We start from the raw sequence: 19,940 nt of genomic DNA on the forward strand, positions 1-19,940 counted from the left end.
GACCGCGAATATTTTTTACGCTTTCTCTCTACACGGAAAGTGAAAAAGCGTGCTAAATACGTGATATCACTCCTGATGATTTGCGTAAGGACGACCGTGTTAAAGCCGATTGTTTCCCTTTTACTGTTGGCCAGCGCCACCGTGTGTGCCGCGCAACCTGCGCTGACGGCGGCGCAGTATGCACAGCAGCTTGGCGTTGGGATGGACGTAGATTGGGCGCGCACCGATCGGGGTATCCGTGAATTCGATCCGCTGGTAGTGCGGGACTACAAGGCGAAAGGGTTGGCCCACGTACGCATTCGCGTAGCGGGAGAGCCTACGGAGGCGCGGCTGATTCATCTGCGCAAGCTGGTGGAAGCCTGCGAGCAGTATGGCGTGATCCCGATCATTGCCTATCAGGCAGACGAATATAAAAAAGACCCCAGCGCCGGGAACGAAAAAGAGGTGGTTAATTGGTGGGTGGCGGTGGCGCATTACTTTGGTCAACGCTCGCCGTTGCTGGGGTTCGACCTGATCTACGACCCCTCTGATAAGCTCAACCATAATCAGGCGTCGCTCAATCGCGTGTATGACAAAGCCATTCGAACCATCCATGCCATCGATCCACAGCGAATGATTTTTATCGCGCCGAAACTGCATGCCGCTCCGGAAGATTTGGCCAACCTAAAGCTGCCGCCGCAAAGTCAGAATACGGTGCTGGCCCAATGGCATATTTTTCCGTGGGGACCGCTGAAAAATAACGGCAAATATCCGTGGACCTCAGGGACTGCGGCAGAAAAGGCCGCCATTCGCGCCCGTATCAATACCGCCATTCATTGGCAGCAGAAAACCGGGCATGTCAGTTGGGTAGGGGGCTGGTCGCCGGGAGAAACCGTCAAAAACGCGCCTTCTGCCTCGCAAATGGCGTTTGCCCGCTTTATGGCGTGCGAGCTGAAAAAAGCGAAAATTCCCTATGCTATCAATGCGGATACGCAGTTCTATGATGGTGAGGAGGGGGCCTGGCGTCCGGCGCTGGAACCGTTACTGACGACGATTATCGCGCCAGAATGCGAAAAGCCCGGCGATAAGCCGGGCCATCATACGCTTAAACCGCCTGTCCCTGATGCGACACGCGTGACGCCAGCGGAAGCCAGCAAACAAAAATCAACAGCCCCATAAGGGTCATCAGCAGGCCCAGACTGGCTTGCCCGGTCTGCGGCAGCATGGCAGAGAACCACGCCAGCACGCCGGAACCAATGTTCTGTAATCCCCCAACCAGCGCGCCAGCAGTGCCTGCCAGGAACGGGAAAGGCTCCATTGCACCGCTGGTTGCCAGCGGAAACAACATTCCGGCGCCGAAGAAAAATAGTGCGGCAGGAACCAGCAGCGTCCAGACGTTCATCACGTCAAACAGCCCTGGGATCCACATCATTAAACCCGCTACCAGACAGCAGGTCACCGACTGCCACATTAGCGTCGAGAAACGCTTATTCGGGCGACCGGCGAACCATGCACCGAAAAACGCCGCCGGGATGGGCAGAATAAACAGGATACTGACCACCATGCTGCTTAGACCGAGACGTGCGCCCAATAATACTCCGGAGCAGGCTTCGAAGACCGCAACGCCTGCCAGACCGCCGATCAACATCAGCACGTAACAGGTGAAAGCGCTATTACCAAACAGGGTTTTGTAGCTGGCGATCAGCCGTGGACGCGGCGCACCTGCAGGGCGCGTTTCCGGCATCCAGCGTGCCATGCTAAACGTCACGCCCGCACACAGAATCAACAGAAAAATATAGCAGGCGCGCCAGTTCCACACTGTATCCAGCACACCGCCAATCAGCGGAGCTAACAGCGGACTGACCAGAATCCCCATGTTTAACAGACTATTGGCGTGGCGCAGTTGCGTGCCTTCGTACAGATCGCGCGGTAACGTTCGCGCCATCACTCCGCCGACGCCCGTTCCCATCCCCTGGATGGCACTGGCGATAATCAGTACCGTCAGGCTATGCGTGGTAATCGCGACCAGCGTGGCCAGCATAAAAATAGACATCCCGGCGAGGATAACCGGGCGGCGGCCAACGCGGTCTGAAAGGGGACCGTAAACCAGTTGTGATAGACCATAGGTCAACAGATAGGCGGCCATTACGCTTTGCACCGCCCCTTCGCGAACGTTCAGTTCACGCGCCATATCAGCAATCGCGGGGATATAAATGGTTTGCGCCATCTGACCTACCGCCACCAGTAATACCAACATCAACAACAAATTGACGCTTCTATGCCTTTTCATTTCGCTGATTACTTTTAAAAAAGAGAAAAAAGAAGAATAAGGTGCTGCACTTTCCCGTAAATGCGCGTGGAATCTACCACAACAGAAAAAGAAGGCCAGATAGTGGGCTGGAATGTTTATGTGATGGACGGCAGGAAATGTAAACAAAAAGCGGCAACAAATGTTGCCGGATTGCATCGGGTTTACAACGCGATCATGATAAGCGTAGTAAAACTGCGCCTACGGCAATACCTGCAGCCGCGACAAGACGTATTCCGGCAACCTTCTCTTTCAGTAGCAGCCACGCGAGCAGCGCGCCAAACAGGATAGAGGTTTCACGCAGCGCCGCGACTACCGCCAACGGAGCCTGGGTCATGGCCCACAGCGCCAGGCCGTAAGAACCCATTGTGCCAATGCCACCAAGAATACCTTTCTTCCACTGCTGTACAAGATAGCGCGACGCTTCCCGGCGTCTGGCGATCATCGCCCAGCCCAGCAGGCAGGAGCCGTTCAGAAAGAAGGTCCACAGCGTATAACCCAGCGCGGTTTCTGATAAACGTACGCCGGTGCCATCAACCAGCGTATAACCGGCGATAAAGCAGGCGTTAATGAGCGCCAGGATAATCCCGCGTTGCGAACCGCTGCGTCCGTTAAACGCCATCCCGAGAATAGCCAGACAGATGGTGGCAATCCCCACCCAGGCGAGTAGCGAGAGGCTATCACCAAGAAACAGGACGCTGATAATCGCGACCAGCAGTGGCGCTGTGCCGCGCATCAGAGGATAGGTCTGGCTCATATCCGAAACCTGATAGGTTTTAGCGACCAGGACGGTATAGACCACCTGTAATGCGGTTGAGACAGCTAAAAACGGCAGGCTGGCGGCAGAGGGTTGCGGCGCAAAGGGTAAACAAATCAGCGCCATAATCGCAGCGGTTCCGCTGACGCTGATCGCCGAGTACAGCTTGTCGTTTCCCGCTTTTACGATGGCATTCCAGCTGGCATGCAGCAGTGCGGCGAACAGCAAAATGCAGAAAACAGAAAGCGTCATGGCGGAATTCTTCCCTGAGGATGTCATAAAAACGTAACATATTGACGCGATACAAGCACCAGGGAGAAGGTGAAAGGGGAGCGGAGTGTTATCCGCCCCCCTTAGGTGCGACTTGAATCTGAATTACTTAACGTATTTCAGAACGGCATCAAGGAGTTGCAGTGCTGCAACAATGAGTTTGAGGATAAGAATAGCGATATCCACGAGGCTCATACGCTCTCCTTTTGGTACAAGGAGCACGGTGCTGACGTACCTCGCCGCTGCCTGTTGCCAGCACCTTTGTTGACATAACACAGTGTGCTCACGCGGGGGTTAAGGCGCTGACGGCACCACCCGTTTCAGCCAGGACTTTGATGCGCCGGTTTACGATGCGGCCCCCGCATAACACATTGCGTACCGAGACATTATAGATAAATACTGTATAAATTAACAGTGCTTTATGGACATTGCGCTATTCATGTTCCATACTCAAAAACATCAAAATTCGTGCCGAAATTGCGTGTTCTTCGTAGAACGCGTATACTTTTTTCGTTGACATAACACAGTGTGTTCGGCGGCTACCAACCGCACAACGCTGAAAAAACCTCGCTCCGGCGGGGTTTTTTGTTTTTGCACGACATACAATGAAATGTGATCGTTGAAGCATTTTTGTGCAGATGAAAATTTTTCCATTGTCACGCTGAAAAACCTGTGTTTGTATAAATCCAGTTAATCAACAAACAGACAGGTCCCTAATGAACCCTTCCATGCTGACTGCGACCCTACTAAAAACTGCGCCATCTCGCGCAGCGGTCGTCGTGCGTGTGGTGGTGGTCGTCGGCAATGCGCCGTAGGGTCCGAATCAACACACGATTCCAAAACCCCGCCGGCGCAAACCGGGCGGGGTTTTTCGTTTCAGAGACCTGCCCGGAGCAAAGGCCCAGAATAAAAGGACTGGAGCATGGCAATTTCGGGCATAACATCCAAGCGTACGCGTTTTACGGGCGCAGAATTCATCGTTCATTTCCTGGAACGTCAGGGGATTCAGGTCGTCACCGGTATTCCAGGTGGCTCGATTCTTCCCGTATATGACGCCTTAAGCCAAAGCACACAAATCCGTCATATCCTGGCGCGCCACGAGCAGGGCGCGGGGTTTATCGCGCAGGGAATGGCGAGAACCGATGGCAAACCCGCTGTCTGTATGGCCTGTAGTGGACCGGGCGCAACCAACCTGGTAACCGCCATTGCCGATGCGCGTCTGGATTCCATCCCGCTGGTGTGTATCACCGGGCAGGTTCCGGCCTCAATGATCGGCACCGACGCTTTCCAGGAAGTCGACACCTACGGCATCTCTATCCCCATCACTAAGCACAACTATCTGGTCCGCCATATCAGTGAATTACCGCAGGTCATGAGCGATGCGTTCCGCATTGCGCAGTCCGGACGTCCAGGCCCGGTGTGGATAGACATTCCTAAGGATATTCAAACCGCTGTTTTTGACATTGAAGAGATGCCGGAACCCGCGCAGAAAATGGCGGCACCAGCGTTCAGCCAGGACAGCATTCGCGATGCTGCAGCTATGATTAACGCCGCCAAACGCCCGGTGCTGTACCTCGGCGGCGGCGTAATTAACGCGCCGGAACGTGTTCGTGAGCTGGCCGAAAAAGCAAAACTGCCTACCACCATGACGTTGATGGCGCTCGGTATGCTGCCAAAAGCGCATCCGCTGTCGTTAGGCATGCTGGGCATGCATGGCGCACGCAGCACCAACTTTATTCTGCAAGAAGCGGATTTACTGATTGTTCTGGGCGCACGTTTTGATGACCGGGCGATTGGTAAAACCGAACAGTTCTGCCCGAATGCCAAAATCATCCACGTGGATATTGACCGCGCGGAGCTGGGTAAAATCAAACAGCCGCATGTGGCGATCCAGGCAGATGTCGATGAGGTTCTGGCACAATTGCTCCCACAGATTGAAGCGCAGCCGCGTGAAGAGTGGCATCAACTGGTGTCTGACCTGCAGCAAGAATTTCCGTGCACGATCCCCCAGGAAAAAAATCCGCTCAGCCACTATGGATTGATCAACGCCGTGGCTGCCTGCGTAGACGACAGCGCCATTATCACCACTGACGTAGGCCAGCATCAGATGTGGGCGGCACAGGCTTACCCGCTGAATCGTCCACGCCAGTGGCTGACCTCCGGCGGTCTGGGAACCATGGGCTTTGGCCTGCCTGCGGCGATTGGTGCGGCCCTGGCTAACCCAGACAAAAAAGTGCTGTGCTTCTCCGGCGATGGCAGCCTGATGATGAATATTCAGGAAATGGCGACCGCCAGCGAAAATCAGCTGGATATTAAAATCATTCTGATGAATAACGAAGCGTTAGGTCTTGTATATCAACAGCAAAGTCTGTTCTATAAGCAGGGTGTTTTTGCCGCGACCTATCCGGGGATGATTAACTTTATGCAGATAGCTGCCGGGTTTGGTCTCGAAACCTGCGATCTGAATAACGAAGCGGACCCACAGGCAGCGTTGCAGGAGATTATTAATCGCCCTGGACCTGCGCTGATCCACGTGCGCATCGATGCCGAAGAAAAAGTGTACCCGATGGTGCCGCCGGGTGCGGCAAACACAGAAATGGTGGGGGAATAAGCCATGCAACAGCAGACTCATGACAACGTAATCCTGGAACTCACCGTACGTAACCATCCGGGCGTAATGACTCACGTTTGCGGCCTGTTCGCCCGTCGTGCGTTCAACGTAGAAGGCATCCTCTGTCTACCGATTCAGGACAGCGATAAGAGCCGCATCTGGCTACTGGTCAACGACGATCAACGTCTTGAGCAGATGATAAGCCAGATCGACAAGCTTGAAGATGTGGTGAAAGTGGCCCGCAATCAGTCCGATCCGTCGATGTTTAACAAAATCACCGTGTTCTTTGAGTGAGTTAGTCGCCGTCTGAATCCGGGGTGATCACTTTGACAGAGCCGTTCCGGCAGTGGGTTGCGTAATCTGCCGGTAACGGACGGTCGCTTATCAGTACGTCAAAGGTGGAAAGTGGACCAATGCTGGCGGGGGCGACCTCATCGAACAGGGCGTGGCGCGTCAGCAGAATTTTGCGTAATCCGCGTTCCATTGCTTTGCGTTTTGTGGCTAGATCGTCCGGATTGAACCAGCTAACGCCGAAATGCTCATGGACGCCGCTGGCGGAGATGAATACTTTTCGTGGGTTGAGCGCATCCAGCGGAGAGGGGGTGCTGGTATCGTAAAAGGCGTCACTTTTCGCCCGATAGGTGCCTCCGCAAAGAATCACCGTGGCGTTGGGTTTTTCATTTAGCGCCACGAATACCCGGTGCGAGTAGCAAATTCCGGTAAAGGAAATATCATCCGGGATCATGCTGACCACCAACGGCATTTCCGCACCATTATCAAAAAAGACCAGATCATTTTCACTTACCAGTCCCGCGGCCAGAATGGCAACCGGTAAATCGTCGCGGTGATACTGTTTTTGCGCAGGCACTGGGGCATTAACGATGGCGGCGGGCTTGTTCACCATCACAATGTAACCACCGAGCAGCGTAAGCGGTAACGGCTCGTCATCCTGACTGAGATCCCGACGAATAGTCATCACGGAAACTTCCAGCATTCGTGCCGCCTCTTTCAGATGGATTCGGTCGGTCTTCTTCAACAATTCCATCAGACGTCGAATACGTTCTTTTTGCTTAGTTTCCATGTGCTTCTCCACGAATCATGTTCCCATGTTCCTTCAGTAACATTTTTGTGTTTCTGAGAACATGGCATTGCCGCATTACTATACGTCTGACTATTCGGAAATAAAAGCGTGTTTTTTCACGTTTTATTGATTATATCCAGTTAACTTTCAGTCAATTGTAAGCAACTTCATTATTTGTAGTGTGATGGGGTCGCAACATTTAGCGTAATAAATAAACAATAAAATGATCTTCCAATCGCGATCCTAGTCACAAATGATACGAAAGTAACATGATAATGTTATTTTAATATCATTCTAGTGTGATTGTTTCTGAGAGGTAGTAAAATGGATATCGCGGTTATTGGCTCCAACATGGTGGATCTCATCACCTACATCAACCAGATGCCCAAAGAAGGGGAAACGCTGGAAGCGCCGGCGTTCAAAATTGGCTGCGGGGGCAAAGGCGCAAATCAGGCCGTTGCGGCAGCTAAGCTCAATTCCAAAGTACTGATGCTGACAAAAGTCGGTGATGATATTTTTGCGGATAACACTATTCGCAATCTCGAATCCTGGGGGATTAATACCACCTATGTCGAAAAGGTACCCTGCACCAGCAGCGGTGTCGCACCGATCTTTGTTAATGCGAACTCCAGCAACAGTATTCTGATTATTAAAGGAGCGAACAAATTTCTCTCCCCGGAAGATATCGATCGTGCGGCGGAAGATCTGAAAAAATGTCAGCTTATTGTCCTGCAACTGGAAGTGCAGCTGGAAACCGTTTATCACGCGATTGAATTTGGCAAAAAACACGGTATTGAAGTGTTACTAAATCCCGCCCCTGCATTACGGGAATTAGATATGTCTTATGCCTGTAAATGTGATTTTTTTGTGCCGAACGAAACCGAGCTGGAAATATTAACCGGTATGCCAGTGGATACTTATGACCATATTCGCGCAGCGGCACGTTCTCTGGTTGATAAAGGTCTGAACAATATTATCGTCACCATGGGTGAGAAAGGTGCGTTGTGGATGACGCGTGACCTGGAAGTCCATGTTCCGGCGTTTAAAGTGAACGCTGTCGATACCAGTGGCGCAGGCGACGCTTTCATCGGTTGTTTTGCCCATTATTACGTTCAAAGCGGTGATGTCGAAGCCGCCATGAAAAAAGCCGTTCTCTTCGCTGCATTTAGCGTTACCGGGAAAGGCACTCAATCATCTTATCCAAGCATCGAACAATTTAATGAGTTTCTTACCTTAAACGAATAATACTCCTGCATTGTAAAAGGTAGCACTATGAACGATAAAAACATCATTCAGATGCCCGACGGCTATCTGAATAAGACGCCTCTGTTCCAGTTTATTTTGTTATCCTGTTTATTCCCATTATGGGGATGCGCAGCCGCATTAAATGATATTCTGATTACGCAATTCAAAAGCGTATTTTCACTCAGCAACTTTGCTTCGGCATTAGTGCAGAGTGCCTTTTATGGCGGTTATTTTTTAATTGCGATTCCAGCATCATTGGTGATTAAAAAGACCAGCTATAAAATCGCCATCTTAATGGGACTGACGCTTTATATTGTTGGCTGTACGCTCTTTTTCCCGGCATCGCACATGGCCACTTACACCATGTTCCTCGCGGCAATTTTTGCGATTGCGATTGGCCTGAGCTTCCTGGAAACGGCAGCTAATACCTACAGCTCCATGATTGGCCCAAAAGCGTATGCCACTTTACGCCTGAACATCAGCCAGACCTTTTACCCCATTGGCGCAGCTGCCGGTATTCTGCTGGGCAAATATCTGGTCTTCTCTGAAGGCGAGAGTCTGGAAAAACAGATGGCTGGGATGAACGCGGAACAGATCCACAACTTTAAAGTGTTGATGCTGGAAAATACCCTTGAGCCTTACAAGTACATGATTATGGTACTGGTTGTGGTGATGGTGTTGTTCCTGCTGACCCGCTTCCCGACCTGCAAAGTCGCGCAAACGGCGAGTCATAAGCGTCCGTCAGCGATGGACACGCTGCGTTATCTGGCCAGCAATGCCCGTTTCCGTCGTGGAATTGTGGCGCAGTTCCTGTACGTGGGGATGCAGGTCGCGGTATGGTCATTCACCATCCGTCTGGCGCTGGAATTAGGTGATATTAACGAGCGTGACGCCTCAACCTTCATGGTCTATAGCTTTGCCTGCTTCTTTATCGGCAAGTTTATCGCCAACATATTGATGACGCGCTTCAATCCGGAAAAAGTGCTGATCCTATACTCCATTATTGGCGCGCTGTTCCTCGTCTATGTTGCGCTGGCGCCAAGCTTCAGTGCCGTGTACGTCGCCGTGCTGGTGAGCGTCCTGTTTGGACCCTGCTGGGCGACAATCTACGCCGGTACGCTGGATACTGTGGATAACGAGCATACTGAAATGGCGGGAGCTGTCATTGTCATGGCGATTGTCGGTGCTGCGGTAGTTCCGGCAATTCAGGGCTATGTGGCTGATATGTTCCACTCGCTGCAACTTTCGTTCCTGGTCTCCATGCTGTGCTTCGTGTACGTCGGTATCTACTTCTGGCGTGAAAGCAAAGTACGCAACAATCTGGCTGAAGCGACGGTTTCCTGAGGAGAACGATCATGACAACACGTATCACGCTGTGGCGGGAACTCTTTGCAGAGCATCCGCGAATCTTACTGAAAAATAGCGATTTCATGGTTACCGCGTTTCGTTATGCCAGCGGTGTGGAAGGGCTGAAGATAGAAAACAGTCGTGGACATCTGGTTATTCTGCCCTGGATGGGGCAGATGATCTGGGATGCGCAGTTTGACGGGCATGATCTGACCATGCGCAACATGTTCAGTCAGCCAAAACCGGCTGCAGAAGTGGTCGCGACCTACGGCTGCTTTGCTTTCCACTCGGGGCTATTGGCTAATGGCTGCCCGTCGCCGGAAGATTCTCACCCGCTGCATGGTGAAATGGCCTGTGCTGCGATGGATGAGGCCTGGCTGGAGCTGGAAGGCGAGAATTTGCGCGTGAGCGGACGCTACGAGTATGTGATGGGGTTCGGTCATCATTATCAGGCGTATCCTGCGGTGGTCATGCGCAAGGCGAGCGCGCTGTTTGATATTCAGATGTCGGTCACTAACCTCGCTTCAGTGGCAATGCCTTTGCAGTACATGTGCCATATGAACTATGCCTACGTCCCGGAAGCGACCTTCAGCCAGAATATCCCGGATGAAGCCATAACGCTGCGTGAATCGGTACCCGCACATGTTAAGCCTACCGAGCAGTGGCTGGCGTTTAATCAGCGGATTATTCAGGGTGAGACTTCGCTGATGCGCCTTAATGAACCCGATTTTTACGATCCGGAAATCGTTTTCTTCGCTGACCAACTGGATAGATACACAGATAAGCCTGAATTTAGCATGATCGCACCTGATGGCACCACGTTCGTGACGCGTTTCTCCAGCGCGGAGCTGAATTATGTCACCCGTTGGATCCTCTATAACGGCGATCAGCAGGTGGCAGCCTTCGCCCTACCCGCGACTTGTCGCCCTGAAGGCTTCCTGGCAGCGGAGCGAAACGGGACGTTGATTCAGATAGAACCGAAACACACCCGCACATTTACCGTCACAACGGGCATAGCATGATCGCTCAAGGCTTGAACAGCAACGCGCTTATCGTTAAGGTAAGCGCTTTTGCTGGATGGCGGTATTAATGCCTTATCCGGCCTACAACGGCACCCGCCCGTAGGCCTGATAAGCGCAGCGCCATCAGGCATGTCTTAGCGCCAGGATGAATCCATGATTACCGTTGCCCTTATTGACGACCACCTTATCGTCCGCTCCGGCTTTGCCCAACTGCTGGGGCTGGAACCTGATTTGCAGGTGGTGGCTGAGTTTGGCTCAGGCAGTGAGGCGCTGGCGGGATTACCGGGGCGCGGCGTGCAGGTCTGTATCTGTGATATCTCGATGCCAGATATCTCCGGTCTTGAACTGTTAAGCCAGTTGCCAAAAGGAATGGCGATTATCATGCTCTCCGTCCACGACAGCCCGGCGCTGGTGGAGCAGGCGCTCAACGCGGGCGCGCGTGGTTTCCTTTCTAAACGCTGTAGCCCGGATGAGCTGATCGCAGCGGTGCATACCGTTGCGACCGGCGGCTGTTACCTGACGCCGGACATCGCCGTCAAACTGGCGGCTGGTCGCCAGGATCCGCTCACCAAACGCGAACGTCAGGTGGCGGAAAAACTGGCACAAGGTATGGCGGTCAAAGAGATTGCTGCTGAACTGGGTCTGTCGCCGAAAACGGTGCACGTGCATCGCGCCAACCTGATGGAAAAGCTGGGCGTCAGCAACGACGTCGAACTGGCCCGCCGGATGTTTGACGGCTGGCAATGAACACGCTCTGTTCCCGGTTAATCACCGTTGTTGCCTGCTTCTTTATCTTCTCTGCCGCGTGGTTTTGCCTGTGGAGCATCAGCCTGCATCTGGTTGAGCGCCCGGAGCTGGCGGTACTGCTGTTTCCGTTTGGCCTGCGTCTGGGGCTGATGCTGCAATGTCCACGTGACTACTGGCCGGTGCTGTTGGGCGCGGAATGGCTGCTTCTTTTCTGGTTGGTACAGGAAGTGGTGCTGGCCCATTTGCCACTTTTGATGATCGGCAGCTTCCTCACGTTACTCCCGGTGATGCTGATATCGCGATACCGCCACCAGCGTGACTGGCGTACGCTGCTGTTGCAGGGCGCGGCGCTTACGGCGGCGGCATTGCTGCAATCGCTGCCCTGGCTTGGGCAGGGTGAAGAGGCATGGAACGCGTTGCTGCTGACGCTCACCGGCGGATTAACGCTAGCGCCGATCTGCCTGGTGTTCTGGCACTATCTGACCAGCACCACCTGGCTGCCGCTGGGCCCTGCGGTGGTGTCGCAGCCGGTGAACTGGCGCGGGCGGCATCTGGTCTGGTACCTGCTGCTGTTTAGCGTCAGCCTGTGGCTACAGCTCGGTTTACCCGCCGAGCTTTCGCGCTTCACACCGTTTTGCCTCGCGTTGCCGATCATTGCGCTGGCCTGGCACTACGGCTGGCAGGGGGCGCTGATTGCGACGCTGATGAACGCCATCGCGCTGATTGCCAGCCAGACCTGGCACGATCATCCCGTCGACCTGTTGCTCTCGCTGCTGGTGCAAAGCCTGACCGGGCTGCTGCTCGGCGCGGGCATTCAGCGTCTGCGTGAGCTTAACCAGTCGCTGCAAAACGAATTAGCGCGCAACCATCGTCTGGCTGAACGCCTGCTGGAGACCGAAGAGAGCGTGCGTCGGGACGTAGCGCGCGAACTGCATGATGATATCGGCCAAACCATCACCGCCATTCGTACCCAGGCGGGTATTGTCCAGCGCCTGGCGCCGGAAAACGCAGGGGTGAAGCGTAGCGGGGCACACATCGAACAACTTTCTCTCGGCGTGTACGATTCGGTGCGTCGCCTGTTAGGCCGCCTGCGACCACGCCAGTTGGACGATCTCACGCTGGAACAGGCCATCCGCTCATTGATGCGCGAAATGGAGCTGGAAAGCCGCGGCATCGTCAGCCATCTCGACTGGCGAATTGACGAATCTGCACTCAGCGAAAGCCAGCGGGTGACACTGTTTCGCGTCTGTCAGGAAGGACTGAACAACATCGTTAAGCACGCCAACGCCAGCGCGGTGACGCTTCAGGGCTGGCAACAGGATGAACGGCTGATGCTGGTGATTGAGGACGATGGCAGCGGCCTGCCGCCGGGGTCGAATCAGCATGGATTTGGCCTCACCGGGATGCGTGAACGGATTAGCGCCCTCGGAGGATCGCTGTCGATTTCCTGTACGCACGGCACGCGGGTCAGCGTGTCACTGCCTCAACGTTATGTGTAAGGAGCGGCCATGTTTGCGTTTTTAAAAGCCCCGGCCAATGCGCCGCTCATCACCGACAAGCAGGAAGTGGATGCCCGCTATCGCTATTGGCGGCGGCATATCCTGACCACTATCTGGCTCGGCTACGCGCTGTTCTATTTCACACGCAAAAGCTTCAATGCCGCCGTACCGGATATCCTCACCAGCGGCGTGCTGACCCGCAGCGATATTGGGCTACTGGCGACGCTGTTTTACATCACCTACGGCCTGTCGAAGTTTGTTTCCGGTATCGTCAGCGACCGCTCCAACGCCCGCTATTTTATGGGAATCGGGCTGATCGCCACCGGCGTGGTGAACATTCTGTTTGGATTCTCTACCTCACTGTGGGCCTTTGCGGTGCTGTGGGCGCTGAACGCCTTTTTCCAGGGCTGGGGGTCGCCGGTCTGCGCGCGTTTATTGACCGCGTGGTATTCGCGTACCGAGCGCGGTGGCTGGTGGGCGCTGTGGAATACCGCGCACAACGTCGGCGGGGCGCTGATCCCTATCGTGATGGCGGCGACAGCGCTGCACTACGGCTGGCGCGCCGGGATGATGATCGCTGGGCTGCTGGCGATTGTGGTGGGGGTTTTCCTCTGCTGGCGGCTGCGCGACAGACCGCAGGCGATTGGTCTGCCGCCGATTGGCGACTGGCGGCATGATGAGCTAGAAATTGCTCAGCAGCAGGAAGGTGCAGGGCTGAGCCGCAAAGAGATCCTCACCCGCTATGTGCTGCTGAATCCTTATATCTGGCTGCTGTCACTGTGTTATGTGCTGGTGTACGTGGTCCGTGCAGCGATTAATGACTGGGGCAATCTGTACATGTCTGAGACGCTCGGTGTGGATCTGGTGACTGCCAATACCGCCGTGACCATGTTCGAACTGGGTGGATTTGTCGGTGCGCTGGTGGCGGGGTGGGGCTCGGACAAGCTGTTTAACGGCAACCGCGGTCCAATGAACCTGATTTTTGCCGCCGGAATTTTGCTCTCCGTTGGTTCGCTGTGGCTGATGCCGTTCGCCAGCTACGTGATGCAGGCAGCGTGCTTTTTCACCACCGGATTCTTCGTCTTCGGCCCGCAGATGCTGATCGGCATGGCGGCAGCGGAGTGTTCGCACAAAGAGGCAGCAGGTGCAGCAACCGGTTTTGTTGGGCTGTTTGCCTATCTGGGGGCATCGCTCTCCGGCTGGCCCCTGGCGAAGGTGATGGAGGTCTGGCACTGGACCGGGTTTTTTGTGGTGATCGCCATTGCGGCGGGGATTTCCGCGCTGCTGCTGCTGCCGTTTTTAAACGCCCAGGCTCCGCGCGATCTCAACGAAGCGTGATGCACCTCACCTTTTTGCCCTGAGTGGGGCAAAACTAAGAAATTTTCCCGGTTTCACCTGGACGCTGTCTCAGGCACGTCTCCCGGCTGATTTTTACAATGCCTGCTATTCGCAGGTATAAAAATTAGCTCGGGAGTGTCAAATGCTGGCCTTTCTCAACCAGGTGCGCAAGCCGACCCTGGATCTGCCGCTCGATGTGCGGCGCAAAATGTGGTTCAAACCGTTCATGCAGTCCTATCTGGTGGTCTTTATCGGCTACCTGACCATGTACCTGATCCGCAAAAACTTCAACATCGCGCAGAACGACATGATCTCCACCTACGGGCTGAGCATGACGCAATTGGGGATGATTGGCCTGGGCTTCTCCATCACCTACGGCGTGGGAAAAACGCTGGTTTCCTACTACGCGGACGGTAAAAACACCAAGCAGTTCCTGCCGTTTATGCTGATCCTCTCTGCCATCTGTATGCTCGGCTTCAGCGCCAGCATGGGCGCGGGTTCAACCAGCCTGTTTCTGATGATCGCCTTCTATGCGCTGAGTGGTTTCTTCCAGAGTACCGGCGGCTCGTGTAGCTATTCCACCATCACCAAATGGACGCCGCGTCGCAAGCGGGGTTCTTACCTCGGTATGTGGAACATCTCCCACAACCTCGGCGGTGCGGGTGCGGCAGGCGTGGCGCTGTTTGGCGCTAACTATCTGTTCGACGGTCACGTCATCGGGATGTTTATCTTCCCGTCGATTATCGCGCTGATTGTTGGTTTTATCGGCCTGCGCTACGGCAGTGACTCCCCGGAATCTTATGGTCTTGGTAAAGCTGAAGAGTTGTTCGGTGAGGAGATCAGCGAAGAAGACAAAGAGACCGAAGAAAACGAGATGACGAAATGGCAGATCTTTGTTGAGTACGTGCTGAAAAACAAAGTGATCTGGCTGTTATGTTTCTCGAACATCTTCCTGTACGTAGTGCGTATCGGTATTGACCAGTGGTCCACCGTCTACGCTTTCCAGGAGCTAAAGCTCTCCAAAGAAGTGGCGATTCAGGGCTTTACCCTGTTTGAAGTGGGCGCGCTGGTCGGCACGCTGCTGTGGGGCTGGCTCTCTGACCTGGCGAATGGCCGCCGTGCGCTGGTGGCCTGCGTGGCGCTGGCGTTGATTATCGCCACCCTGGGCGTTTATCAGCACGCCAGCAACCAGTACGTTTATCTGGCTTCGCTGTTTGCGCTGGGCTTCCTGGTGTTTGGTCCGCAGCTGTTAATCGGCGTTGCGGCAGTCGGATTTGTACCGAAAAAAGCGATCGGCGCAGCCGATGGGATTAAAGGCACCTTTGCTTATCTGATTGGTGACAGCTTCGCCAAGCTTGGTCTGGGGATGATTGCCGACGGCACGCCGATTTTCGGCCTCACCGGCTGGGCAGGAACCTTCGCCGCGCTGGACACCGCCGCCATCGGTTGTATCTGTCTGATGGCCATCGTGGCCGTGTTTGAAGAACGTAAAATTCGCCGCGAGAAAAAGATTCAACAATTGAAAGTCGCTTAAGTTAAGTGTGCATTGGTAACTTTTGCCCGCCTTAATGGCGGGCTTTTTTATGCCGTGGCGTTCATCCATCGACAGCGATAAATTTGCCGCTATGATGGACATCCTGTCTGGTAATGGATGTGCGCATGATTTGGATAATGTTGGCCACCCTGGTGGTTGTTTTTGTGGTGGGATTTCGGGTGCTAACGTCCGGGTCGCGGCGGGCAATTCGCCGTCTGAGCGAGCGACTGAACATTGATGTCGTGCCAGTAGAATCGATGATCGATCAGATGGGAAAAGTACAGGGTGAGGCTTTTTTACAGTACCTCCACCGCCCTGATGAATCACATCTGCAAAATGCGGCCCAGGTGCTGTTGATCTGGCAAATCGTGATTGTCGACGGCAGTGAGCCGAATCTGCTGCAGTGGCACCGTTGGCTGCAAAAAGCTCGACTGGCCGCGCCGATTACCGACGCGCAGGTGCGTCTGGCGCTCGGTTTTTTGCGCGAAATGGAGCCGGACATGCAGGAGCTTAATGCGTTTCAAATGCGCTATAACGCCTTTTTCCAGCCCGAAGATGGCGTGCATTGGTTGCATTGATAGTCATGCCTGATGGCGTTACGGTTCTCAGGTCGACAAAACGTGTCGCTATCTGGCAGTGGCTAATTACATCAGAACGTCCAGGCCATGTTTTTGCACGATGCTGAGTAGTTTTAATGACATCCCACCAGGTCGTTTAGCTCCGCTCTCCCATTTTTGCACTGTCGATACGCTGGTGTTCAGATAACGGGCAAAAACGGGTTGGCTTACATTTAGCTTTTCACGCAATGCTTTAATCTCAGTCGGTTGAAGATCTTCCACGTGACTAAGACTGGCTTTGTCAAAATCGCGCATCGTTTCCTGTGGAATTGCACCAACGCTAAATAATCCAGAAGCTGCGCTATGGATGGCTTCAAAGGCAGGGCTTTTGAATTTATTCTTTGCTGTCATGACAGACCTCTACCAGTTCTTTACTCTGAATCAGTGCTGCTATTTTCATATCACCGAGGCTTGCATAATGCTTCGCCAGTTCACGAAAGCCGCTTAACTCGCTACTGTTAATATTTGCTATGTTCTGCTTGGCGTACAAGAACGTATAAAACCAATGCTCTCCGCCTTTCGCAAGGATGATGGCGCGATCGCGATTTTGATTAAGCCGCTTTTTATAAACTCCTCCGCCGAGATTGTCTGCTCTTCCCTGAAGAGTGGCGGCTATTGCTTTACATAATTCATTGTCATTAATCGCATGAGATTTCGCTTCCCTGGTAAACCATTTGGTTTTGAACACTCGCATCGGGTTGACATCCTGTAACCATAAATATAGCACCTGGTGATATACTATGCATTTAGTTAGCTGTAAAAAGGGGAAAAATCAGCCACGTTCGGAATGTGCGAGCCTCTACGCAAGTGACAATGCAAAACGGTAGAGTTGCTGAAACGTTAAATACGTCACAAATTTAATGTTACACTGCGTAACTTTTCTACAATAACCCCACGCAGGTAACAAAATGAGTGAAGCTGTTGAACAAAAATCCCGCGCTGAGGCAAATTCCCGACCTAACTGGTCGGCGGTATTTGCCGTGGCGTTCTGTGTTGCCTGCCTGATAACCGTTGAGTTTCTGCCCGTTAGCCTGTTAACGCCGATGGCGCAGGATCTGGGGATTTCTGAAGGTGTGGCGGGGCAATCGGTGACCGTGACGGCATTTGTCGCCATGTTCGCCAGCCTGTTTGTGACGCAAATTATTCAGGCGACCGATCGTCGCTATGTGGTGATCCTGTTTTCGGTGCTGCTAACACTCTCCTGCCTGCTGGTTTCCTTTGCCAACTCTTTTTCGCTGCTGCTCGTTGGCCGCGCCTGTCTCGGTCTGGCGCTTGGTGGCTTCTGGGCTATGTCGGCGTCGCTGACCATGCGTCTGGTTCCAGCTCGTACGGTGCCGAAAGCGCTGTCGGTTATTTTTGGCGCAGTCTCCATCGCGCTGGTGATTGCCGCGCCGCTGGGGAGCTTTTTAGGCGGCATTATTGGCTGGCGTAATGTGTTTAATGCGGCGGCGGTGATGGGCGTGCTGTGCACAATTTGGGTGGTGAGAGCGTTGCCTTCGCTGCCTGGCGAGCCTTCGCATCAGAAACAAAACATGTTCAGCCTGTTGCAGCGGCCGGGGGTGATGGCCGGGATGATTGCCATCTTCATGTCCTTTGCCGGGCAGTTCGCCTTCTTTACCTATATTCGCCCGATCTATATGAATCTGGCGGGCTTTGACGTTGATGGCCTGACGCTGGTGCTGCTGAGCTTCGGTATTGCCAGCTTTGTTGGTACGTCGCTTTCGTCGATGATTTTGAAGCGTTCGGTCAAACTGGCTTTAGCCGGTGCGCCACTGGTGCTGGCGCTCAGTGCACTGGTCCTGATTCTGTGGGGCAGTGACAAAGTGGTGGCGGCGGGTATTGCGATTATCTGGGGACTGTTGTTTGCGCTGGTACCGGTCGGCTGGTCGACGTGGATCACGCGCTCGCTTGCCGATCAGGCAGAAAAAGCCGGATCGGTGCAGGTCGCCGTGATCCAGCTTGCCAATACCTGTGGGGCTGCGGTGGGAGGCTATGCGCTCGATACTCTCGGATTGCTGTCACCCCTGGTGATTTCCGGTAGTCTGATGCTGCTGACGGCGCTTCTGGTGGCCGCAAAAGTTCGCATAAAGGATATGCAATAAACTAAAGCTCGGTATGCCGGATCGCTATCCGGCATCCTGGTTATTTTTAATTAAAACCATTGTTTTCGGCAGTATGGGCAAACCATTCGCCGCTCTTTTTCACCGTACGTTTTTGCGTGTCTAAATCTAACTGGACAAAACCGTAGCGGTTTTTATATCCGTTGAGCCAGGACCAGTTATCAATAAAAGTCCACATATGGTAGCCAAGACAATTACAACCTTCGCTGATGCCTTTATGTAGACATTTAAGATGCTCAGAAACAAATTCAATGCGGTAGCTGTCGTTGATCTGGTCATGCTCAACGAAACGCTGCTCATTTTCCACACCCATACCGTTTTCAGAAATAAAGCAGCGCGGGTTGCCGTAATTATCACGAAGATTAGTAATAATATCGTAAATACCAGGCTCATAAATTTCCCAGCCACGGTAAGGGTTCATTTTACGCCCCGGCATTTCGTAATAATCAAACAGCCACTCCGGCATAAACGGCGCATTTGGATTGACCGCAGTATCACGACATTTCACGCGACGCGGCTGATAATAATTGATACCGAGCAGGTCGATTTTCCCCTCGGCGATGAGCTGACTGTCGCCTGGCTGACAGGTTGGTAGCTGATCGTACTCTTTCAGCAATTCGACCAGATCCGCCGGATATTCCCCTTTTAGTACCGGGTCAAGGAAGCTGCGGTTAAACAGCAGATCCGCATGGTCCGCGGCCTTCACATCCGCCGGGTGCTGAGAGCGTGGATAAGAGGGCGTCAGATTTAGGATCACACCGATCTCACCGCCGTAGTTTCCGGCGCGATACGCCCGTACCGCTGTGGAATGCGCCAGTACAGTGTGATACGCCACGGTGGCCGCGCGTTTGAAATCCACCACGTTAGGGTAATGGAAGTCATACAGATAGCCGCCTTCCACCGGGACAATCGGCTCGTTAAAGGTGAACCAGTGCTTAACCCGGTTACCGAATAAGTTAAAACAGGTCTGCGCGTAGCGGCCAAACGCCTCAACCACCTCACGGTTTTCCCAGCCGCCTTTCTCCTGCATCACCATCGGCATGTCGAAGTGAAACAGGGTGATAAACGGTGTAATGCCTTGCGAAAGCAGCTCGTCGATGACGTTGTTATAGAAATCGACGGCTTCCGGATTAACATCGCCGGTACCGTCCGGGATCAGGCGTGACCAGCTCAGAGACGTACGGAAGCTGTTGTGCTTCAACTGTTTGAGCAGTGCGATATCCTGTTTCCAGTGCTGATAAAAGGTTGAGGTGTTTGCTGGACCAACCCCCTGGTGGAAACGACCTGGCTGGCGGTCGAACCACACGTCCCACGTGGTCTGGCTTTTGCCGCCGTTCAGGCTATCCCCTTCGGTTTGCAGTGCCGAGCAGGCACTGCCCCACCAGAAGTTTTCTGGAAAACGGTATCGCATTGTTATTGCTCCATTGCTATTTATACGTTCTGGCAACAATACGTGTTTTTGCGA

Annotated in this window: 20 protein-coding genes; 13 read left to right on the forward strand and 7 right to left on the reverse strand. The window is 53.5% G+C overall.

The genetic code is table 11. The features are described from left to right. Positions 1-75: 75 nt before the first annotated feature. Entirely contained in the window at positions 76-1,158 is a 1,083-nt protein-coding gene (locus GFB57_RS04645; RefSeq protein WP_003023902.1) for a cellulase family glycosylhydrolase, read from the forward strand. Here GFB57_RS04645 and emrD read toward each other — a convergent pair. From emrD to tisB, 3 genes are all read right to left on the reverse strand, one after another. Further along, the gene (gene emrD, locus GFB57_RS04650; protein ID WP_003023905.1) at positions 1,085-2,269 is read right to left on the reverse strand and encodes a multidrug efflux MFS transporter EmrD; all 1,185 of its coding nucleotides are present in this window, start codon (positions 2,267-2,269) and stop codon (positions 1,085-1,087) included. The two genes, GFB57_RS04645 and emrD, sit on opposite strands and share 74 nt — an antisense overlap. 193 nt (positions 2,270-2,462) lie before the next feature. Then, positions 2,463-3,296, reverse strand: coding sequence for a DMT family transporter (locus tag GFB57_RS04655; RefSeq protein WP_003840641.1), 834 nt, complete (start codon positions 3,294-3,296; stop codon positions 2,463-2,465). Positions 3,297-3,419: 123 nt separating this feature from the next. Further along, entirely contained in the window at positions 3,420-3,509 is a 90-nt protein-coding gene (tisB, locus tag GFB57_RS04660) for a type I toxin-antitoxin system toxin TisB (RefSeq protein WP_003023909.1), read from the reverse strand. 521 nt (positions 3,510-4,030) lie between these two features. Between tisB and ivbL the strand changes: the two genes are divergently transcribed. The 3 genes from ivbL (at position 4,031) to ilvN (ending at position 6,219) form a co-directional block, all read left to right on the forward strand. Further along, positions 4,031-4,129: an ilvB operon leader peptide IvbL gene (gene ivbL / locus GFB57_RS04665; protein WP_003827118.1), complete on the forward strand. Its 99-nt coding sequence runs from the start codon at positions 4,031-4,033 to the stop codon at positions 4,127-4,129. A gap of 107 nt (positions 4,130-4,236) precedes the next feature. After that, positions 4,237-5,925 carry an acetolactate synthase large subunit gene (ilvB, locus tag GFB57_RS04670; protein ID WP_003023911.1) on the forward strand — a complete coding sequence of 563 codons (1,689 nt, stop codon included), beginning with the start codon at positions 4,237-4,239 and terminating at the stop codon, positions 5,923-5,925. A 3-nt stretch (positions 5,926-5,928) separates the two neighbouring features. Continuing rightward, the gene (gene ilvN, locus GFB57_RS04675; RefSeq protein WP_003023914.1) at positions 5,929-6,219 is read left to right on the forward strand and encodes an acetolactate synthase small subunit; all 291 of its coding nucleotides are present in this window, start codon (positions 5,929-5,931) and stop codon (positions 6,217-6,219) included. Between the two features lies 1 nt (position 6,220). Here the strand turns inward: ilvN and GFB57_RS04680 are convergent, their stop codons facing one another. After that, positions 6,221-7,006, reverse strand: coding sequence for a DeoR family transcriptional regulator (locus GFB57_RS04680; RefSeq protein WP_003023916.1), 786 nt, complete (start codon positions 7,004-7,006; stop codon positions 6,221-6,223). Positions 7,007-7,330: 324 nt separating this feature from the next. On the opposite strand from GFB57_RS04680, the gene rbsK reads away from it, so the two are divergent. The 8 genes from rbsK to GFB57_RS04720 all read left to right on the forward strand — a co-directional run bounded on the left by rbsK (position 7,331) and on the right by GFB57_RS04720 (position 16,316). Then, positions 7,331-8,251: a ribokinase gene (gene rbsK / locus GFB57_RS04685; RefSeq protein WP_003023917.1), complete on the forward strand. Its 921-nt coding sequence runs from the start codon at positions 7,331-7,333 to the stop codon at positions 8,249-8,251. A 27-nt stretch (positions 8,252-8,278) separates the two neighbouring features. Continuing rightward, complete coding sequence (gene fucP, locus GFB57_RS04690; protein WP_003023919.1) at positions 8,279-9,595, forward strand: L-fucose:H+ symporter permease; 1,317 nt, start codon at positions 8,279-8,281, stop codon at positions 9,593-9,595. 11 nt (positions 9,596-9,606) lie between these two features. Further along, on the forward strand, positions 9,607-10,620 hold the full coding sequence (locus GFB57_RS04695) for an aldose 1-epimerase family protein (RefSeq protein WP_008323784.1): 1,014 nt from the start codon (positions 9,607-9,609) through the stop codon (positions 10,618-10,620). Positions 10,621-10,773: 153 nt separating this feature from the next. Next, a complete protein-coding gene (gene uhpA / locus GFB57_RS04700) occupies positions 10,774-11,367 on the forward strand; it encodes a transcriptional regulator UhpA (RefSeq protein WP_003023923.1) in 594 nt (197 codons plus the stop codon). Beyond that, complete coding sequence (uhpB, locus tag GFB57_RS04705; protein WP_008323788.1) at positions 11,364-12,866, forward strand: signal transduction histidine-protein kinase/phosphatase UhpB; 1,503 nt, start codon at positions 11,364-11,366, stop codon at positions 12,864-12,866. The genes uhpA and uhpB overlap by 4 nt, the downstream gene beginning before the upstream one ends. A gap of 9 nt (positions 12,867-12,875) precedes the next feature. Further along, a complete protein-coding gene (locus tag GFB57_RS04710) occupies positions 12,876-14,204 on the forward strand; it encodes an MFS transporter (RefSeq protein WP_003023927.1) in 1,329 nt (442 codons plus the stop codon). A 142-nt stretch (positions 14,205-14,346) separates the two neighbouring features. Continuing rightward, positions 14,347-15,738 carry a hexose-6-phosphate:phosphate antiporter gene (gene uhpT / locus GFB57_RS04715; RefSeq protein ID WP_003023929.1) on the forward strand — a complete coding sequence of 464 codons (1,392 nt, stop codon included), beginning with the start codon at positions 14,347-14,349 and terminating at the stop codon, positions 15,736-15,738. 125 nt (positions 15,739-15,863) lie between these two features. Then, positions 15,864-16,316, forward strand: coding sequence for a DUF1198 family protein (locus tag GFB57_RS04720; RefSeq protein WP_003023933.1), 453 nt, complete (start codon positions 15,864-15,866; stop codon positions 16,314-16,316). Between the two features lie 66 nt (positions 16,317-16,382). On the opposite strand, the gene GFB57_RS04725 is transcribed toward GFB57_RS04720, so the two are convergent. Both GFB57_RS04725 and GFB57_RS04730 read right to left on the reverse strand, forming a co-directional pair. Continuing rightward, on the reverse strand, positions 16,383-16,706 hold the full coding sequence (locus GFB57_RS04725; protein ID WP_003023937.1) for a DNA-binding transcriptional regulator: 324 nt from the start codon (positions 16,704-16,706) through the stop codon (positions 16,383-16,385). Beyond that, positions 16,690-17,049, reverse strand: a complete 360-nt coding sequence (locus GFB57_RS04730; protein ID WP_003023938.1) for a type II toxin-antitoxin system RelE/ParE family toxin — start codon at positions 17,047-17,049, stop codon at positions 16,690-16,692. The genes GFB57_RS04725 and GFB57_RS04730 overlap by 17 nt, the downstream gene beginning before the upstream one ends. 214 nt (positions 17,050-17,263) lie before the next feature. On the opposite strand from GFB57_RS04730, the gene nepI reads away from it, so the two are divergent. Continuing rightward, positions 17,264-18,457: a purine ribonucleoside efflux pump NepI gene (nepI, locus tag GFB57_RS04735; RefSeq protein WP_003023941.1), complete on the forward strand. Its 1,194-nt coding sequence runs from the start codon at positions 17,264-17,266 to the stop codon at positions 18,455-18,457. 46 nt (positions 18,458-18,503) lie between these two features. On the opposite strand, the gene GFB57_RS04740 is transcribed toward nepI, so the two are convergent. Further along, positions 18,504-19,886, reverse strand: a complete 1,383-nt coding sequence (locus GFB57_RS04740) for a glycoside hydrolase family 1 protein (RefSeq protein ID WP_003023942.1) — start codon at positions 19,884-19,886, stop codon at positions 18,504-18,506. Positions 19,887-19,940 lie beyond the last annotated feature (54 nt).

It is taken from the genome of Citrobacter sp. S39 (assembly GCF_009495675.1).
GTDB classification, from domain to species: Bacteria; Pseudomonadota; Gammaproteobacteria; order Enterobacterales; family Enterobacteriaceae; genus Citrobacter; species Citrobacter freundii.

Excerpts from the sequence above, each read along its gene's own strand:
- fucP (WP_003023919.1), top strand. The coding sequence starts at position 8,279 with ATGAACGATAAAAACATCATTCAGATGCCCGACGGCTATCTGAATAAG.
- GFB57_RS04655 (WP_003840641.1), bottom strand. The coding sequence starts at position 3,296 with ATGACGCTTTCTGTTTTCTGCATTTTGCTGTTCGCCGCACTGCTGCAT.
- tisB (WP_003023909.1), bottom strand. The coding sequence starts at position 3,509 with ATGAGCCTCGTGGATATCGCTATTCTTATCCTCAAACTCATTGTTGCA.
- GFB57_RS04695 (WP_008323784.1), top strand. The coding sequence starts at position 9,607 with ATGACAACACGTATCACGCTGTGGCGGGAACTCTTTGCAGAGCATCCG.
- GFB57_RS04720 (WP_003023933.1), top strand. The coding sequence starts at position 15,864 with ATGATTTGGATAATGTTGGCCACCCTGGTGGTTGTTTTTGTGGTGGGA.
- rbsK (WP_003023917.1), top strand. The coding sequence starts at position 7,331 with ATGGATATCGCGGTTATTGGCTCCAACATGGTGGATCTCATCACCTAC.
- GFB57_RS04730 (WP_003023938.1), bottom strand. The coding sequence starts at position 17,049 with ATGCGAGTGTTCAAAACCAAATGGTTTACCAGGGAAGCGAAATCTCAT.
- GFB57_RS04725 (WP_003023937.1), bottom strand. The coding sequence starts at position 16,706 with ATGACAGCAAAGAATAAATTCAAAAGCCCTGCCTTTGAAGCCATCCAT.
- ilvN (WP_003023914.1), top strand. The coding sequence starts at position 5,929 with ATGCAACAGCAGACTCATGACAACGTAATCCTGGAACTCACCGTACGT.
- ivbL (WP_003827118.1), top strand. The coding sequence starts at position 4,031 with ATGAACCCTTCCATGCTGACTGCGACCCTACTAAAAACTGCGCCATCT.
- GFB57_RS04645 (WP_003023902.1), top strand. The coding sequence starts at position 76 with ATGATTTGCGTAAGGACGACCGTGTTAAAGCCGATTGTTTCCCTTTTA.
- GFB57_RS04680 (WP_003023916.1), bottom strand. The coding sequence starts at position 7,006 with ATGGAAACTAAGCAAAAAGAACGTATTCGACGTCTGATGGAATTGTTG.
- GFB57_RS04710 (WP_003023927.1), top strand. The coding sequence starts at position 12,876 with ATGTTTGCGTTTTTAAAAGCCCCGGCCAATGCGCCGCTCATCACCGAC.
- uhpT (WP_003023929.1), top strand. The coding sequence starts at position 14,347 with ATGCTGGCCTTTCTCAACCAGGTGCGCAAGCCGACCCTGGATCTGCCG.
- nepI (WP_003023941.1), top strand. The coding sequence starts at position 17,264 with ATGAGTGAAGCTGTTGAACAAAAATCCCGCGCTGAGGCAAATTCCCGA.
- GFB57_RS04740 (WP_003023942.1), bottom strand. The coding sequence starts at position 19,886 with ATGCGATACCGTTTTCCAGAAAACTTCTGGTGGGGCAGTGCCTGCTCG.
- uhpB (WP_008323788.1), top strand. The coding sequence starts at position 11,364 with ATGAACACGCTCTGTTCCCGGTTAATCACCGTTGTTGCCTGCTTCTTT.
- uhpA (WP_003023923.1), top strand. The coding sequence starts at position 10,774 with ATGATTACCGTTGCCCTTATTGACGACCACCTTATCGTCCGCTCCGGC.
- emrD (WP_003023905.1), bottom strand. The coding sequence starts at position 2,269 with ATGAAAAGGCATAGAAGCGTCAATTTGTTGTTGATGTTGGTATTACTG.
- ilvB (WP_003023911.1), top strand. The coding sequence starts at position 4,237 with ATGGCAATTTCGGGCATAACATCCAAGCGTACGCGTTTTACGGGCGCA.